The 16,171-nt window shown below is 61.2% G+C and carries 17 protein-coding genes and 1 tRNA gene; 8 read left to right on the top strand and 10 right to left on the bottom strand.

The window, feature by feature from the left end; all coding sequences use genetic code 11:
• Nucleotides 1–110 precede the first annotated feature (110 nt).
• Both arsB and F753_RS44415 read right to left on the bottom strand, forming a co-directional pair.
• On the bottom strand, nt 111–1,190 hold the full coding sequence (gene arsB, locus F753_RS44420; protein ID WP_014820255.1) for an ACR3 family arsenite efflux transporter: 1,080 nt from the start codon (nt 1,188–1,190) through the stop codon (nt 111–113).
• 48 nt (nt 1,191–1,238) lie between these two features.
• Nucleotides 1,239–2,321: an ArsO family NAD(P)H-dependent flavin-containing monooxygenase gene (locus F753_RS44415; protein ID WP_023446608.1), complete on the bottom strand. Its 1,083-nt coding sequence runs from the start codon at nt 2,319–2,321 to the stop codon at nt 1,239–1,241.
• Between the two features lie 192 nt (nt 2,322–2,513).
• On the opposite strand from F753_RS44415, the gene F753_RS44410 reads away from it, so the two are divergent.
• From F753_RS44410 to arsJ, 8 genes are all read left to right on the top strand, one after another.
• Complete coding sequence (locus F753_RS44410) at nt 2,514–2,927, top strand: arsenate reductase ArsC (protein WP_014820253.1); 414 nt, start codon at nt 2,514–2,516, stop codon at nt 2,925–2,927.
• Nucleotides 2,928–2,937: 10 nt separating this feature from the next.
• A complete protein-coding gene (locus F753_RS44405) occupies nt 2,938–3,294 on the top strand; it encodes a metalloregulator ArsR/SmtB family transcription factor (RefSeq protein WP_014820252.1) in 357 nt (118 codons plus the stop codon).
• Nucleotides 3,295–3,307: 13 nt separating this feature from the next.
• On the top strand, nt 3,308–3,778 hold the full coding sequence (locus tag F753_RS44400; RefSeq protein WP_023446606.1) for an arsenate reductase ArsC: 471 nt from the start codon (nt 3,308–3,310) through the stop codon (nt 3,776–3,778).
• Nucleotides 3,779–3,797: 19 nt separating this feature from the next.
• Complete coding sequence (gene arsH / locus F753_RS44395) at nt 3,798–4,511, top strand: arsenical resistance protein ArsH (protein ID WP_014820250.1); 714 nt, start codon at nt 3,798–3,800, stop codon at nt 4,509–4,511.
• A gap of 18 nt (nt 4,512–4,529) precedes the next feature.
• A complete protein-coding gene (locus F753_RS44390) occupies nt 4,530–5,024 on the top strand; it encodes a cyclin-dependent kinase inhibitor 3 family protein (protein WP_023446605.1) in 495 nt (164 codons plus the stop codon).
• 10 nt (nt 5,025–5,034) lie between these two features.
• Nucleotides 5,035–5,361, top strand: a complete 327-nt coding sequence (locus F753_RS44385) for a YnfA family protein (protein WP_003284967.1) — start codon at nt 5,035–5,037, stop codon at nt 5,359–5,361.
• 25 nt (nt 5,362–5,386) lie between these two features.
• Complete coding sequence (locus F753_RS44380) at nt 5,387–6,391, top strand: ArsJ-associated glyceraldehyde-3-phosphate dehydrogenase (RefSeq protein WP_023446604.1); 1,005 nt, start codon at nt 5,387–5,389, stop codon at nt 6,389–6,391.
• A gap of 180 nt (nt 6,392–6,571) precedes the next feature.
• Nucleotides 6,572–7,786 (top strand): organoarsenical effux MFS transporter ArsJ, encoded by a 1,215-nt coding sequence (gene arsJ / locus F753_RS44375; protein ID WP_023446603.1) that lies wholly within the window; start codon nt 6,572–6,574, stop codon nt 7,784–7,786.
• 42 nt (nt 7,787–7,828) lie between these two features.
• Here arsJ and F753_RS44370 read toward each other — a convergent pair whose 3' ends face one another.
• The 8 genes from F753_RS44370 to F753_RS44335 all read right to left on the bottom strand — a co-directional run bounded on the left by F753_RS44370 (nt 7,829) and on the right by F753_RS44335 (nt 15,773).
• Nucleotides 7,829–9,082 carry an alginate export family protein gene (locus tag F753_RS44370; RefSeq protein ID WP_023446602.1) on the bottom strand — a complete coding sequence of 418 codons (1,254 nt, stop codon included), beginning with the start codon at nt 9,080–9,082 and terminating at the stop codon, nt 7,829–7,831.
• A gap of 133 nt (nt 9,083–9,215) precedes the next feature.
• Nucleotides 9,216–9,395: a hypothetical protein gene (locus tag F753_RS44365; RefSeq protein WP_014820245.1), complete on the bottom strand. Its 180-nt coding sequence runs from the start codon at nt 9,393–9,395 to the stop codon at nt 9,216–9,218.
• Nucleotides 9,396–9,547: 152 nt separating this feature from the next.
• The gene (locus F753_RS44360) at nt 9,548–10,234 is read right to left on the bottom strand and encodes an RES family NAD+ phosphorylase (protein ID WP_023446601.1); all 687 of its coding nucleotides are present in this window, start codon (nt 10,232–10,234) and stop codon (nt 9,548–9,550) included.
• Nucleotides 10,234–10,638: a hypothetical protein gene (locus tag F753_RS44355; RefSeq protein WP_023446600.1), complete on the bottom strand. Its 405-nt coding sequence runs from the start codon at nt 10,636–10,638 to the stop codon at nt 10,234–10,236. Before F753_RS44355 ends, F753_RS44360 begins: the two co-directional genes overlap by 1 nt.
• Nucleotides 10,639–10,911: 273 nt before the next feature.
• A tRNA-Leu gene (locus tag F753_RS44350) sits at nt 10,912–10,998 on the bottom strand.
• A gap of 97 nt (nt 10,999–11,095) precedes the next feature.
• Nucleotides 11,096–13,375, bottom strand: coding sequence for an ATP-dependent DNA helicase (locus F753_RS44345; protein ID WP_023446599.1), 2,280 nt, complete (start codon nt 13,373–13,375; stop codon nt 11,096–11,098).
• Nucleotides 13,372–15,009 (bottom strand): VRR-NUC domain-containing protein, encoded by a 1,638-nt coding sequence (locus F753_RS44340; RefSeq protein ID WP_023446598.1) that lies wholly within the window; start codon nt 15,007–15,009, stop codon nt 13,372–13,374. The genes F753_RS44345 and F753_RS44340 overlap by 4 nt, the downstream gene beginning before the upstream one ends.
• 167 nt (nt 15,010–15,176) lie before the next feature.
• Nucleotides 15,177–15,773, bottom strand: coding sequence for a DUF6088 family protein (locus F753_RS44335; protein ID WP_031298263.1), 597 nt, complete (start codon nt 15,771–15,773; stop codon nt 15,177–15,179).
• Between the last annotated feature and the right edge of the window lie 398 nt (nt 15,774–16,171).

Genomic DNA, 16,171 nt, shown 5'->3' with positions numbered 1-16,171 from the left:
CTTGTGCGGGGCTGTCCATGTCTGTGGTCCTCTCAGGCGTCTGCATCGATGGTAGTCAGCCTGCGCGCCGCCCTGCTGATCAGGGTCAAGCGAAGGTGAGTGGTTCCAGCTCAATCAGCCGGCAACGCCCGGTTGTACCAGTCACGGCTGCGGTTGATGCTGCGCACCAGCCAGAGCATAACCGGCACCTCGATCAACACGCCCACAACAGTCGCAAGGGCCGCACCGGAATTGAAACCATAGAGCACGATTGCAACGGCAACCGCTAGTTCGAAGAAATTCGAAGCACCGATCATTGCAGATGGGCCGGCAACATCATGGCGAACCAGGAAGCGACGGTTGAGCCAGTAGCCGAGCCCGGCGATGAATAGTGTTTGCAGCAGGATCGGTACCGCGAGCATGGCGATGATCAACGGCTGGGCCACGATCGCTTCGCCCTGGAAGGAGAACAGCAGGACGAGGGTCGCCAGCAACGCCACGATGGAAAATGGCTGCACCTTCGCCAGTGCCGCCTGAAAGGCCGGCTCACCGCGCTTCATCAGCCGGCCGCGAATGAACTGGGCGATGGCCAGCGGAATGACGATGTACATCACTACCGAGAGCAACAGGGTATCCCAGGGCACTGGAATCGACGACACGCCGAGCAGCAGGGCGACGATTGGCGCAAAGGCAAACACCATTACCACGTCGTTCAGCGCCACCTGGGTCAGGGTGAAATTGGCGTTGCCGTTGCAGAGATTGCTCCAGACGAAAACCATCGCCGTGCAGGGTGCGGCGCCCAGGAGGATCAGGCCAGCCATGTAGCTATCGAGCTCGGAAGCCGGGAGCCACGGCGCGAAGACATGTTTTATGAATACCCAGCCGAGCAGGGCCATGGTGAATGGCTTGACCGCCCAGTTGACGAACAGCGTGATGCCCATGCTCGCCCGTTGTGCATAAACCTCCCGCAGCGCCGAGAAATCGATTTTCATTAGCATCGGGATGATCATCACCCAGATCAGCAGGCCGACCGGAATGTTCACATGGGCGATTTCCAGCGCGCCGACCGCTTGTGCGGCAGCGGGCAGTCCCAGACCGAGGAGGGTGCCGGCAACGATGCAGAGAAAGACCCAGAGCGTCAGATAACGCTCGAAGAATCCGAGCGGGACGCCGGCCGCTTTCTTCCCGGCCACTTCACATTGACTGGACATCGCTAATTACACCTTTTCGCATGATGATCGGGATTGCATCGGTGGTTGCTAGGGGCGCTGCGGGGACGTTGCGGCAAGTGCCTGAACTACCTCATCGACGGTACTTCGCGCCGTGCGAGTGACGCCGATCAGCGTGGCAGATGCCATGCCGGTCCAGTCGCCGTAGCCCACCAGCCAGAGATTGGGTTGCTTCACGACACGGGTTCCTTCTACCTGTACTTTGCCATCGGCCTCGATGATGCCGAGTTCACGAAGATGATCCAGTGCCGGGCGGAAACCTGTGCACCAGATCACCGCGTCCAGGTCCTCACGACGCCCATCCGCCCACTCGACTCCCGTTTCGGTGAAGCGCGCGAAGGGGCGCTCGGCCACCAGAACGCCGCGCTCGCGAGCTTCGCGCACCGGCGGCACCATGACGATGTCACCGAAGCCGCCGGCCGGCTCGTCGATGCTGTGTCCCTCCTGCTGCGCCTTCCAGCGCGCGGTGGCGCGCTCGAACAGCACGCGGCCGTCGACATCGTCGGGCAGAAACGCAGGTGGCTCCTGAGTGACCCAGCGTGTCTCGCTGACTCTGGATAGCTCGGCGAGGACCTGCGCGCCGGAGTTTCCACCGCCTACCACCATCACCCGTTTACCTGCGAAGGGACCAGGGTCACGGTAGTGAGCCGAGTGAATCTGCGCACCCTGAAAAAGCTCGCGCCCTTCATAAGGCGGAATGAAAGGCTTGCTCCAGGTGCCCGTCGCACTGATGACTGCGCGAGCCAGCCAATGCTGATCGCCTGCTCGCACAAGCCAGAGATCGTCGAGGCGGCTGATCGTATCGACTCGAACCGATCGCTGAATGGGAAACCGGTAGCGATCTTCGTAGCGTCGCAAATAATCGATAACATCGCTGCGCGTGGGATTGCCCGGCTCGACCGGAGCAGGCATCGGCCAGCCGGCAATCGAGCTCCAGGCGGCGGGTGAGAACAGTCTCAGCGACTCCCAGGCGTGCAGCCATGCGCCGCCGGGACTGGGCTGTTCATCCAACAGCAGATAGGACAGCGACGTGCGGCGCAGAAAGTACGCAGTCGTCAGGGCGGACTGTCCTGCGCCAATGATGATGACATCGAGAACATTGGGTGCTGTCATCAAGCGGCTTCCGTAAAGGCGGACATTCGTTCGAATAAATATATGCGATGCGGAATATACGCCTCTTGTTCCGGCGCAACAAACTCGCCTTTGACAGCGCGCAGTAAATAGCTGGCCTAGCTCGAGAGAGCTTTACTTGCTTATGCGCTAAGCAATATATTCGGCCAAGCATATGTTATGGGAAACGACTTCATGGCCTACAAATCGCGTGTCCTGTTCGTCTGCGTCGCCAACTCGGCACGCTCCCAGCTCGCCGAGGCGTTGCTGCGGCATACCGATTCGGAGCACTTCGAGGCGTTCAGTGCAGGCACCGCTCCCACCCAGGTCGATCTACGAGCGTTGGCAGCGCTCGAGCAGCTTGGCGTTGCGACAGTGGGATTGCACAGCAAATCGCTGGAGGAAGTGGAAGGGCAACCGTTCGATTTCGTGATCACGCTGTGTGATAAGTCATCGTTGGAATGCCTTGCACTGCCTGGTGCGGGCGAGTACATCGCCTGGAACTTCGAAGACCCTGCCACCAGCGACCAACCGGATGCCTACCGGCACACGCTTCACGAGATACATGAGCGGATCAAGATGTTCGTGTTGGTCAAGAACAAGCGCTGAGAAGATATCAATGGTCGAGCACCTGACACCTACCACTGTATTCAAATGCCTGGCAGACGAGACTCGCGTGCGGATCGCGTTGCTCGTCGCCCGTGAAGGCGAATTGTGTGTCTGCGAGCTGACCTGTGCTCTGGATGAAAGCCAGCCAAAGATCTCGCGGCATCTGGCGCTGCTGCGCGGATGCGGAATTCTGGAAGACCGCCGTCAGGGCCAATGGGTTTACTACCGACTCCACCCGCACCTGCCTGACTGGGTGACCGACATGCTGCAGCCGATCCTGGCCGCCAACAAGAATTGGCTGGGCGATAACGTGCAGCGCCTCGAAAGTATGCGCAACCGCCCAGAACGCGCCAGCTCATGCGCCTGAATCAAGAACGACCATGAAGATTCTCTTTCTCTGCACCGCCAACAGCTGCCGCAGCATTCTGGCCGAGGCGCTGTTTAACCATCTCGCGCCGGCCGGCATGCGCGCGTTCAGCGCCGGCAGCGAGCCAAGAGGCGAAATCAATCCACTGACGCTTGAGGCGCTGGCGCGGGCCGGCATTGCGGCTGATGGCTTGTATAGCAAGAGCAGCGACGCGCATCAGGCGCTGAATCCCGACTTCGTCATTACCGTCTGCGACAAGGCCGCTGGCGAATCGTGCCCGGTGCATTTCGGCCCAGCCACCAAGGCGCACTGGGGGCTTGCCGATCCTTCCGAGAGCGTCGGTGGTCCCGAGGAAATAAAAGCGGCGTTCGATGCCACGCTGTTCAGACTCAAGCTACGTTTCACCGCGTTTCTCGCGCTACCGCTCGCTCAACTGGATGCCGCTACGCTGAGAACCGAGCTGGCACGCATCGGCACACTTTGAACCTAGCAGGACATGCCTAATGAACGACGATCTGCCCAATATCGACCCAGATCTGCTGGATATGCCTGATCTGGACAAGCTTGCTCTGCCGGCAGGTCCAGAACACAGGCCACGCATCCTGCTGCTCTATGGCTCTAACCGGGAGCGCTCCTACAGTCGCCTGCTGGTACAGGAAGCTGCGCGCCTGCTCGAGCGTTTCGGTGCCGAGACGCGCATATTCAATCCGTCCGGATTGCCGCTGCCGGACGATGCACCGGACAGCCATCCGAAGGTGCAGGAGCTGCGCGAGCTGATGCAGTGGTCGGAAGGTCAGGTGTGGTGTTCGCCGGAGCGTCACGGCTCGATGAGTGCGGTGTTCAAGGCGCAGATCGACTGGGTGCCGCTGGCCATGGGCGCGGTGCGGCCGACACAGGGCAAGACGTTGGCGATCATGCAGGTCAGTGGCGGCTCTCAGTCGTTCAACGCACTGAACCAGATGCGCGTGCTGGGCCGCTGGATGCGCATGATCACCATCCCGAACCAGTCCTCGGTGGCCAAGGCCTTTCTCGAATTCGACGACGCCGGCCGGATGAAGCCCTCGGCCTACTACGACCGCGTGGTGGATGTGATGGAGGAGCTGATCAAGTTCACCCTGCTGGTACGCGGTCGGGCCGACTACCTGGTCGATCGTTATTCGGAACGCAAGGAGTCGGCCGAAGCGCTGTCCCGTCGCGTCAATCAACGCTCCATCTGACTTTCAGGAATCGCCCGCGTGTCCCATCCCTACGACATCCTCGATGTACCCGGCAGCGCCGGTCAGCTGATCTTCACACCGTGCCCCGGCAGCAAGGGCACCAGCGTCGACGAGGCGCTGGCTACCCTGCAAGCGGCCGGCGCTGACGCGCTGATCACCCTGATGCCTGCTGAAGAGCTGGCGCGCAACGAAGCGACGCAGCTGACGCAGCTCTGTGCCGAGCGCGGCCTCGAGTGGTTTCACCTGCCGGTGGCTGACGAACAGGTGCCGCTGGCGGACTTCGACCAGGCCTGGGAACAGTCGGCGGATCGGATCAATGAGCTGCTGGATGCCGGCAAGCGCATCGCCATTCACTGCAAGGGCGGCTCCGGTCGTACGGGCCTGATCGCAGCGCGCATCCTGATAGACCGCGACGTGCCGCGCGCAACCGCCATCGCCAGCGTCCAGGCGTTGCGCCCCAAGGCTATCCAGCATCCGGCCCATGTCGGCTGGATCGAACGCTTCGGCGCATGACGGGCTTCGCATGCTGAATACGCTTGGCCTGTTCGTCATTACCGCGATAGCGGAGATCGTCGGCTGCTATCTGCCATACCTCTGGCTGAAACAGGGCAAGAGTATCTGGTTGCTGCTGCCAGCTGCGCTTTCCCTCGCGCTGTTCGCCTGGCTGCTGTCGCTGCATCCCACCGCCGCCGGGCGCGTGTATGCGGCGTACGGCGGCGTGTATGTCGGCGTGGCGCTGGTCTGGCTGTGGCTGGTCGATGGTGTTCGCCCGACCTGGTGGGACCTGCTTGGCTGCGCCGTTGCGATGCTGGGCATGGCGATCATCATGTTTGCGCCACGAACTTCCTGATTCACCTTTCAAAAGCGAGTCATCCATGAGCATCAAAGTTGGCATCAACGGCTTCGGCCGCATCGGACGTCTGGCACTGCGCGCAGCGTGGGACTGGCCGGAGCTGGACTTCGTGCAGATCAACGATCCGGCAGGGGACGCGGCGACCCATGCGCACCTGCTGAACTTCGACTCCATTCACGGTCGCTGGCAACACGAAGCGGGATCCGATGGCGACTGTCTGGTGATCGACGGTCAGCGGGTAAAGGTCAGCGCCAACAAGGCGATCAGCGAAACCGACTGGTCGGGCTGCGATCTGGTCATCGAGGCCAGCGGCAAGATGAAGACCGTTGCCGTGCTGCAGCAATATCTGGAGCAGGGCGTCAAACGCGTCGTGGTCAGCGCGCCGGTGAAGGAGCCGGGTGCACTGAACATCGTCATGGGCGTCAACGATAGTCTGTTCGATCCGGCGCAGCATCGCATCGTCACCGCGGCATCCTGCACCACCAACTGCCTGGCGCCGGTGGTCAAGGTGATCCATGAGCAGCTCGGCATCCGCCACGGGTCGATCACCACCATCCATGACCTGACCAATACCCAGAGCATTCTCGATCAGCCGCACAAGGACCTGCGCCGCGCTCGGGCCTCGGGCATGAGCCTGATTCCCACGACTACCGGCTCGGCCACGGCGATCGCTGAAATCTTCCCGGAGCTGCGCGGCAAGCTGAACGGCCATGCCGTGCGCGTGCCGCTGGCCAATGCCTCGCTGACCGATTGCGTGTTCGAAGTGGAGCGCGCTACCGATGCCGCTGAGGTGAACCAGCTGCTCAAGGCCGCGGCAGAGGGCGAGCTGAAGGGCATCCTCGGATATGAGGAGCGGCCGCTGGTTTCCATCGACTACCGCACCGACCCGCGCTCGTCGATCATCGATGCGCTGTCGACCATGGTGGTCAACGGCACTCAGGTGAAGATCTACGCCTGGTACGACAACGAATGGGGCTACGCCAACCGCACCGTGGAGCTGGCGCGCATGGTGGGGCTGGCAGGGTGAGATGCCGCTGAGAGGCGTTCGCTGAGAGCGGTGCGGGCTATGGAAGAAGGGCAGGTAGGGTGGGCTGGAGCCCACCCTACGGCAAATCCGTGACTCGAATCCCCGACTCTTTTCTCGGCATGCCACGCCATCGCCAATCTAGCTGCGCAGTACACCTGCTCAATCAATCCGGAACCGACCATGCAAGCCTTTGCCAGATTGTCCCCCGAGGTGCGCCAGTACCTGATCGTCACAGGTAACTACTGGGCGTTCACGCTCACCGACGGCGCGCTGCGCATGCTGGTGGTGCTGCATTTCCATTCGTTGGGCTACACGCCACTGCAGATCGCGGCGCTGTTCCTGTTCTACGAGGTGTTTGGTGTTGTCACCAATCTGGTTGGCGGCTATCTCGGCGCTCGACTCGGCCTGAACCGGACGATGAACCTTGGCCTGGCGATGCAGGTGGTGGCGCTGCTGATGCTCACCGTGCCAGCGGCGTGGCTGACGGTGCCTTGGGTGATGGGTGCGCAGGCGTTGTCCGGTATCGCCAAGGACCTGAACAAGATGTCGGCCAAGAGCTCGATCAAGCTCCTGGTACCCGACAGCCAGCAGGGCACGCTGTACAAGTGGGTGGCCATCCTCACCGGCTCGAAGAACGCCCTCAAGGGCGTGGGGTTTTTCCTCGGTGGCGCACTGCTGACGCTGCTGGGATTCGGCGGCGCGGTCCTGGCGATGGCTGCGGTGCTAGCCGTGATCTGGATCGGCAGCCTGGTGCTGTTGAAAAAGGATCTTGGCAAGGCGAAGGCCAAACCGAAGTTCAAGGACATCCTCTCCAAAAGCCAGGCAATCAACGTGCTGTCGGCCGCGCGGCTATTTCTCTTCGGGGCTCGTGATGTCTGGTTCGTCATCGCGCTACCGGTGTACCTGAGCACCGTCTTCGGCTGGAATTTCTGGATGGTCGGTGGCTTTCTGGCCTGCTGGATCATCGGCTACGGCATCGTCCAGTCGATGGCGCCGGCCATTACCGGCAAGCGCAGCGGCAAGGTACCGGATGGGCGTGCGGCCTTCATCTGGGCCGCGCTGCTGGCGGCGCTACCCGCGGCAATCGCTGTGGGCCTGACAACTGATGCATCGCCCCAATGGGTGCTGATCGGTGGGCTGCTGCTATTCGGTGCGCTGTTCGCGGTGAACTCCTCGTTGCATAGCTACCTGATTGTCAGCTATGCCAAGGAAGACGGCGTTTCGCTGGACGTGGGCTTCTACTACATGTCCAACGCCATGGGGCGGTTGATCGGTACCCTGCTCTCCGGCTGGGTGTTCCAGGCCTATGGGTTGCAGGCTTGCCTGTGGGTTTCGTCACTCTTCGTGCTGCTCGCCGCGATTATCTCGCTGCGTCTGCCTCGTCACACGCAATAGCTGATTAGGGAAGGTCGGGCGCGCACGCCCGACCCGTATCGCTTAGTAGGTGTACTGCAGTTGTGCCCAGAGTTTCTCGGTGTCCACCGAATAGTCGTCCGCGTCATAGCCGGCGTACTTGACCGTTGCGACCAGCCCTTTGACCAGCGGGATGGCGCGGCTGTAACCGATGTTGATCTCTTCCCCGTACTGCTCGCCGCCGCGTTCGGCGCGGAAATCGTGGTACCAGGCCTGCAGCGTGCCGCCGAAGAGCGATAGTGTGCCCCCCAGGTAAACGTCCTGCACACCGTCCGCCGGCGTCAAGAGGAAGGTATCGGCCCAGCCCTGAAAGGCGTGCTTGGTGGCCAACGGCGTCTGGAAGGCGCGATTGCCCGGCCCCGAGTCGCCGCCCAGTACTTCCACGCCCGCTTTAAGAGTCGCACCCTTGAGGGCGTAGCCAAGTTCGGCCAGGTAGTACTCGCTGCTCAGCTCCTGTGGATTGTCGGCGTAGTCCTGCTGGCGTGCATATTCAAGCGCATAGCTGATGCCGTGGAGGGCACCGTTCAGACGCAGACCTGTGGTCTTGCTGGACAGGGTGCCGAGCGCAGCGGCGGGGGCAGCGGCGATGTTGTCCAGTCCCAGCAGATAGCTGTAGGCGGTGGCCGTCAGCGCCGGTGAGTGAGCGTAGCGGGCGTTGAACAGATGGCTGTGGCCTTCGATATTGGCCGGGTTGGCGCGATTGTCGAAACGGTTGTCGCCCGGGCCGAAGATCGTGTTGATGTTGTTGATGTAGGCGTAAGTCAGGGTCAGCTTGTCGAGCGGTTGCAGCTGGCCCAGCACGCCGTCGTAGGTTTGTTCGTTCTGCCGCCAACCGACGCCACCGACGAAGCGCTGGTTGTCCAGATTGATGCGCTGACGGCCGACAATGGCGCTGCCGAGTTCGTGGTCGTAGCGCAACAGCGCCTGGTTGATTTCGCTGCCCTCGGGGTCGGCTACCACGGAGTAATCGGTCTGGCCGTTGCGTGTGCTGTTGTAGGCCGCATCACCCAGGCGGCTTACGTTGTCTGCCTCGACCAGAGCCGACAGGCCGTACCACTTGCCGGTCTGAAAGCCGACGCGGGTGCGCAGCGTCTGGGCGTTGGCGTGCTCAAGTGCGTTGTCCTGATCGACGTGCTCGTAGCGATAGCGCACATCCAGAATCGGTTTCGCGTCGGTGAACAAGCTGCTGAAGGTTTCCTGAGCGAAAACCGCCGGACTGCATAACAGCCCAGCGCTCAGCAGGTAGGGGGTCAGATGATGGGGATGCAGGTTCTTCATGTGCCGCTCCTTGGTTGACATCGGAGCGAAAGATAGGCTGCTTACTATTTTTGCCATTGACAGCCGTCAAGGCCACAGAAAAGCTCTGGAACAGGCCTTGCGACCCGTTCGCGAGGCCTGACAGGAGTCGAGCTCAGCTGTGTACAGCGGTTCTCAGCATGCCGATATCATGTGCGGCGCGCTGAATCAGTGCGGCAGCGTTCGGCCCGGCCTTGTCATGACCGTTACGACGCCCGCGGCGCCAATGCACCATGGGCTGGAGTGCACTGATATCCGATCGGGTAACCAGTTCTTCGAGTGATCGCTTGCTCATGTTCGCGTCCTCACGTCGTGAGTTCGGTGGAGCGTCCTTGCGCCATGGGGAGTCCATGAGCAGACGATGCGCGATGATTGTTACAGCGGTTTGGCAGCACGGCGCAATCGGATGGCCGGTGCAGGGAGGAGAAGACGGCTAACGCGCCAGCATCAGACTTCGGTGATCGCGCTGACGCTGGTGATGCCAGCGTTCCAGATCATCTCGTAGTGTGCGGTCTGAACGATGGACAGTACGCGCCGCGGCGTCATGAGTGCCCAGCAGTGCCGGCCTGGGCTACGTACCGAGTGATACCGCAACCCGGGGAATCCCTCTTGCCTGGCGAGGCGACCGAACTGGCGGGACTGGAAGTAATCATCCGCGTCGTAGATCGGATCCGACATCGACACGCTCGTGGCATCCAGCAGCCCGGCCTCGTTGAACTGACATGACAACCCGCGGAAAACGAACCGCTCGAAGTTCAAGCCTACGACATTCGACCAGTAGTGCTCCTGGTGATACCGCACCTCGGCCAGTGCCGTTTCCATGCTGTCGGCCAGATACAACACGCCGTAGCTGCCATCGCTGAAACGAGAGCCGGCTGGATTCACGTGGGTGAACGGCGCCGTAGCGTAGGAGCAGCCCGGAATGCCGAATGGTATTTCTGACCGAGGAATCAGCTCAAGGCGGCCAGTTTCGTTGTGCAATCTCGGGTTTGTCAGCGCCTGTAACTGATAGAGGATTTCAAATTCCTCGGCGTCGGCTACGTCATCGAACAGGTCGATGGGGGGATACTTGGAGTTCACCAGCCGATAGGCCTGACAACGGGCATCGGCCCGCACGGGAAGCCCTTTCGGCACTACCACTGCGCGCCTCGCAGGCTGTCGATACGGCGGAACGACTCGTACAGGGAAATCATGTCCCCCTGAGCCATTACCTCCAGTGGCGATCGCCCGTTGAAGAATTCGTTGTGATTGGGCATTGCCGCAAAGCCGCAAGTGTTTTCCGGGTTATCGAAGATCAGCCGCAGTGCTGCGTGGATGTTGAGAATAAAACTGACGCGCTGCATCTGGTCGGGGTCCAGACTGACCGACCAATCTGCATTGCGGAGTTTGGCCCGTGCGTGAGTACTGCGGGAGATACGCAGTATCCGACAGGCCTGTTCGGTAGACGCCTGCCATTTTTCGAGAACGTTCACCGCGGTTCGAAGGCCGGCGGCGCACTGGTCTTTGGTAAACGCGGGTGCCTGAAGAGTCGCAGTCATGGCAATTGCTCGATTAATTCCATGGACTCAGGATAGCATCTTATGTGTCTGTAGACACAATTACGCACACGCTATCTTTCTGGACATTGATAACGGCAACAGTGAGTGCCGGTAAGTTCGATATGAACTTAGCCAACAACCAGGCTGGTCATTGCGTTCGGTGGGTAAGGAGTTTGCCAGGCGTTACAGTGGTGACGGGAGTGCTCGGGTCAATTGCACAGCAATGCGCAAATGACAGGGCGAAAGCTGGAAGGCTGAAAGCCGCGTAAAGACTGGTGCCCGGAGCGGGGGTCGAACCCGCATACCCTTTCGGATGAGAGATTTTAAGTCTCTTGCGTATACCAATTTCGCCATCCGGGCGGAGGCTGCGTAGCAGTGCGCCGATGGGGAATCGGCGGCGCAGGACTATAGCGAGCCTCCGGACACCACGCAACCCGAACGGCGCCGTTGCGTGGCCTCAGTCGCTGGAAACTGGCGAAAGCTGCCACCAGCTCGGCAGCAGGCGGCGTATCTGCGACCGGCCGAAACGGTCGTCGATCAGGTGCACGACTCCTTCATCGCTCTGTGTGCGGATAACCCGCCCCGCAGCCTGCACGACTTTCTGCAGCCCGGGGTAGAGGTAGGTGTAGTCGTAACCCAGGCCGCGGCCGAATAGCTGCTCAAGGCGTGCCTTGAACTGCTCGTTGACCGGATTGACCTGTGGCAGGCCGAGGGTGGCGATAAAAGCGCCAATCAAGCGGTTGCCTGGCAGGTCGATGCCTTCGGCGAATGCGCCGCCGAGCACCGCAAAACCGACGCCCTTGCTGTGTTCGGTGAATCGGTCGAGAAATGCACTGCGGGCCGCTTCCTGCATGCCGCGAGTCTGCTCCCAGAAGGGCACGTCCGGATACTGCTCGCGCAGCAGGGCGGTCACCTGTTGCAGGTAATCAAAGCTGCTGAAGAACGCCAGGTAGTTGCCGGCGCGCTCGCGATATTGCTGGGCGATGAGCGCGACCACGGCACCCAGCGAGGCCTGGCGGTGCTGATAGCGGGTCGAGACATGCTCGGCCAGGCATACCCGCAGCTGATCGGCCTGGAATGGCGATTCGACCTCGATCCAGGCGCTACCCGTGGGCAGGCCCAACATATCGGCATGGAACCGGCGCGGGTTCAGCGTGGCCGAGAACAGCACCGTCGAACGAGCCTGTTCTAACCGTGGCGCGAGGAAGGGCGCTGGAACCACATTGCGCAGGCACAGCATCGAACGCTTGGTCTTGCCGCGGCCAGTTGCGGGTAACAGGCTGATATCGAACAACGAATGCTCGCCGAACAGTTCGGCGATCCGGCAGAAATGCATGGCATCGAAATAGGCCCGTTGCAGCTCTGCATCCAGCCCGCCGGGCTGTTCGCCAAGGTAATCGGTGACGGCGCTGACGGCCTGTTGCAGCGCGCCGAGCAGCTTGAGCGGCAGCTCGGGCTGCACCTGATAATTCGCCAGCTGCTCGCGATGCAGGTCGTTCCAGCAGCGCTGTACCCGACCCAGCGGGCGTTTCAAGGGCGCCGGCGCCTTGCCGCCGAGACCGGCAAAGACCCGCTGATCGAGCTCGGCGCTGTACATGCCGCGCGCGCGTTCGAGCAGGTTGTGCGCTTCGTCCACCAGCACGCTGATACGCCAGTCATTGTTGAGCGTCAGGCCGTAGAGCTGGGCGCTGATGTCGAAATAGTAGTTGTAGTCGCCGACCACGGCGTCCGCCCAGCGCGCCAGCTCCTGGCTGAGGTAATAGGGGCAGACCTGATGGGCGAGGGCGACCTCTCGCAGGGCCGCTTGGTCGAGCATGCTGTGCTGCAATGCCGCTGCTCGGGCCGCGGGCAAACGATCATAGAAACCCTTCGCCAACGGGCAGGATTCGCCGTGACAGGCCTTGTCCGGGTGCTCGCAGGCCTTGTCACGTGCGATCAACTCGAGCACACGCAATTCACCCGCGCCGTTGCGCTGTAGCGTTTGCAGTGCATCCAGCGCCAGGCGGCGGCCGGAGGTCTTGGCAGCGAGAAAGAACAGCTTGTCGAGCTGCTGGCCGGGAAACGCCTTGAGCTGCGGAAACAGCGTGCCCAGGGTCTTGCCGATACCGGTCGGCGCTTGCGCCATGAGCGTGGTGCCGGTACAGGCTGCCTTGTACACCGCCTCGGCGAGTTGCCGCTGGCCGGTGCGGAAATCGGCATGAGGAAAACCCAGCGCGGTGAGCGCCTGATTGCGCGCGTCGCGATGGGCCAGTTCCTGTTCGGCCCAGTCGAGAAACGCCTGACACTGGGTTTCGAAAAAAAGGCGCAGGCTCCGTGCTCCGTGGCGTTCGACGAAGAGGGTTTCCTTGTGGCTGGCGACGTCGAAATAGACCAGTGCCAGCTCGACCTCGTCGAGCTGGCGCGTCTGACACATCAGCCAGCCGTAGATCTTCGCCTGCGCCCAGTGCAATTGCCGATGGTTGGCCGGCTGACGTTCCAGATCCCCGCGGAAGGTTTTGATTTCTTCCAGGCGGTTCCGCGCCGGGTCGTAGCCATCGGCGCGGCCGCGCACCATGAGTTTTCCGTATTGGCCCTCCAGAGCCACTTCACGTTCGTAGCCCTCGCCGCGCCTGGCGCTGACCTGGGCGTGGCCGGCGATGCCTTCCAGCGCGGTGGGCGAGGGTGTGAAGCGCAGGTCCAGATCGCCGACCTTGGCGGTGAATTCGCAGAGCGCGCGCACCGCGACCCGATAGCTCACGCCATGACCTCAGCCCATTGCACATGGCAGACCGCAATCGGCAGACCGTGCTGATGGGCGTAATCGATCCAGCGCTTCTGGTTGTCCTGCAGGCGGTCGCCCGGGCCTTTCACCTCGATCATCCGGTAGCGGCGTTCTTCGGGCCACAGCTGGATGAGGTCCGGTAGGCCAGTGCGATTGCCGCAAACATCGGCGAGGATGCGCTGGAACATCAGCTTCAGATGCGCGGCGGGAATGCACGTCAGGGCATGGGTCAACAGCTCCTCGTCGAGCAGCCCCCAGGCAACGAACGCGTTATGAATGCCGAGCTTTGCCTGGAAGGTGCGCCAGATGCAGTCGCGGTAGTCGTCACTGTCGAGACAGGCCAGGCATGCGGCAAACAGGTCGGCACGCCGTTGATGAAAATCCGCACGATTCAGATCGGCCGGCGCCCAGTGGAAAGGGTGGAAGAACGCACCGGGCAACGGTGCGAAGATCGCGTCCCAGCAAAGCAAGCCGAACAACGAGCCGACCAGGGCATTCTCGACGTAGTAGACCGGCGCGTCTGGTATCGACAGGTGCTCGCGCACCGCATGCTCGACGCTACAGCCGGCCCGGGGCAGGATCAGGTCGAGCTGCTCCGGCTTGCGGTTGAGTGAGCGCAGCGCAGGAATACCCAGGCTGCGCTGCAGGCGCGGCTTGATTCGCTGCAGTTGCTGCAGTTCGTGCTCACTCTGCGACGCAGCCTGCGCCTGATCCAGCAGCTCCAGCGCTGCTGCAGGCTGGCCACAGCGTTCGAGCACGCGAATCGCGCGCTCGCGGGCACCGGGATAGCTATTGGAGGCATGCAGGCGCAGGGCTTCCGGCAGGTCACCGATGCGTTCGAACTGCTGGCCGATGCTCAGCAGCAGCTTGCCGCGGCGGCTTTCCAGCCAGGCGTTGGCATAGGACTCATCGGGAACGTCGGCCAGCACGTCGCTCAATGGCTCGCCGGTATCGAAACGCTCGCGGCAACGATGCAGATGCAGATAGGCATCCAGCTCGGCGCGGCAGTTGAAGGCGCGGGAGCTGGGCGAGAAGACGACCTGCTCGTAACGGTAGATGCCGAGGTCGGCCAGAACGAACTCGGACCAGTCCTGATGGATGTTGCCGAAGAACAGCAAACGCAGGCGCTCACAGAGCTCGTCGATGCATAACGCAAATACCGCGTCTTCGATCTGGCTGCACCACGCCTGAAACGGCTTGGCCATCTGGTGGTCGGCGCGCAGCTTATCCAGCAGCTCGGCCTTGCGCAGGCTGGCTGATGCAGACGACCCGAACACCTGCAGCAGCTCGCCTTTGGTCAGCAAAGCGAACAGCTGCTCGAGCGTCAGGGCCGAAGACGCATCGACCCACCCCTGATCGATCAATGGCTCTAGCGCGCGACGTGAGCAGCCAATCTCCGGATAACGCAGCTTGCTTGCTCGAAACAGCATGCCCTTGCGCATCACCATGCGCACCAGCAGCGCCTGGGAAGGCTGCGGCAACAGGGCGAAACGCTCGATAAATGCCAGCTCGGTTTCATCCAGCAGATCACTGTGGTGACGGCTCACCCAGGCCAGAACCTGTCGGAAGTTTTCGAGGTAGTAGAAGGGATTTTCCAGGGCCTGACGCATTGCAGGGGTCATGCCGAGATAAAGGGAAAATTCACTCACTTCCCTCCTATCCGCATGTTTTATATAGACTTTTTCAGGGCGCAACTGAGTCATGCCGAGATAAGGCAAAAATTAGGACATTCGTTCTCTAACCTACTGTATTTAAACGAATAGATTAGAAGCCTTGCTCAAGCAAAAGCTGCTTCGTGCTCAATCGCTTCAGCCATCCACGCAGGAAGCTTGGATCTATGCGATTTCAAGACCTGCCAATCGCTATTCGACAGGCACGTGCGCAGCTTCGCGACTGCCTCTTGGGCGTGGGGTTTGCCCAACCAGGCAAGTGCACGTACAGCGTCGCCAGTAATGGTCGCTCCGAGGGCGACCTGCCACTGTGGCGCATGTTCGATTCTCACCTGAATTTTGCCAAATTGCAGGGTTCTCGGCCGTCCGCCGGTGATAAATACTTCCTTAATCGACACCTGCTGCGTCAGCCCTAGAAGGTTCGCTGCGCGGGCACCGCTTAACGCGATTACCTGATGGCTTTTCGAAGCTATCGCACTGACGACCTTCTCCGTCGCCGGCGCGCGTTTGCCGAAGCGCCCAGTGACCGGCGCGACATAGAGGCCACGTGAAATCCGCATCAACTCCCCGCCCTTGGCTAATCGAGAGAATGCTTTGTCCACCGCAGCACGGCTAGCCAAATGAAGGAATTCGTTTGGTGCAAGAATGCCTCCTTCAGGAAGAAGCCTGCTGTGTTCGATGATTGCCGCGGGAAGGGATTTCATGGATGGCTAGTTTTTGAAATATGTCAGAAACCTAGCAACAATCCTGACACTGATCAACGAACTGCGGCGCGGCAATCGGCAGTCGGAATAGGATTCGCGCCCAATCGCTACAGCCATCTAGAGAGAAAGGATGGATCAGCCGTTTGGTTGCACTCGCAGAAGAGCCTCAACACGATTCGCAACCTGCCTGCGGCGGCTAATAATTGATCAATTATCTATGTCGAGATAATTGCAGATAATTCCCGCAATCCGTGGCCGGCTCGAGATCGAAAAATTGGGAAAAAAGGCGAGTTAGAGGGCCTGCGGAGACTGTCAGCTAGCCGACAGGCACGGGCTCTGAATAGCCCGTCTTCACGCCCTGCGTGGCGGCGTAATGGCGGGGTTGGGAAGACAGGACA

This window comes from Stutzerimonas chloritidismutans AW-1 (genome assembly GCF_000495915.1).
Classification (GTDB): Bacteria; Pseudomonadota; Gammaproteobacteria; order Pseudomonadales; family Pseudomonadaceae; genus Stutzerimonas; species Stutzerimonas chloritidismutans.
This window is presented reverse-complemented; position numbering and strand designations above follow the sequence as displayed.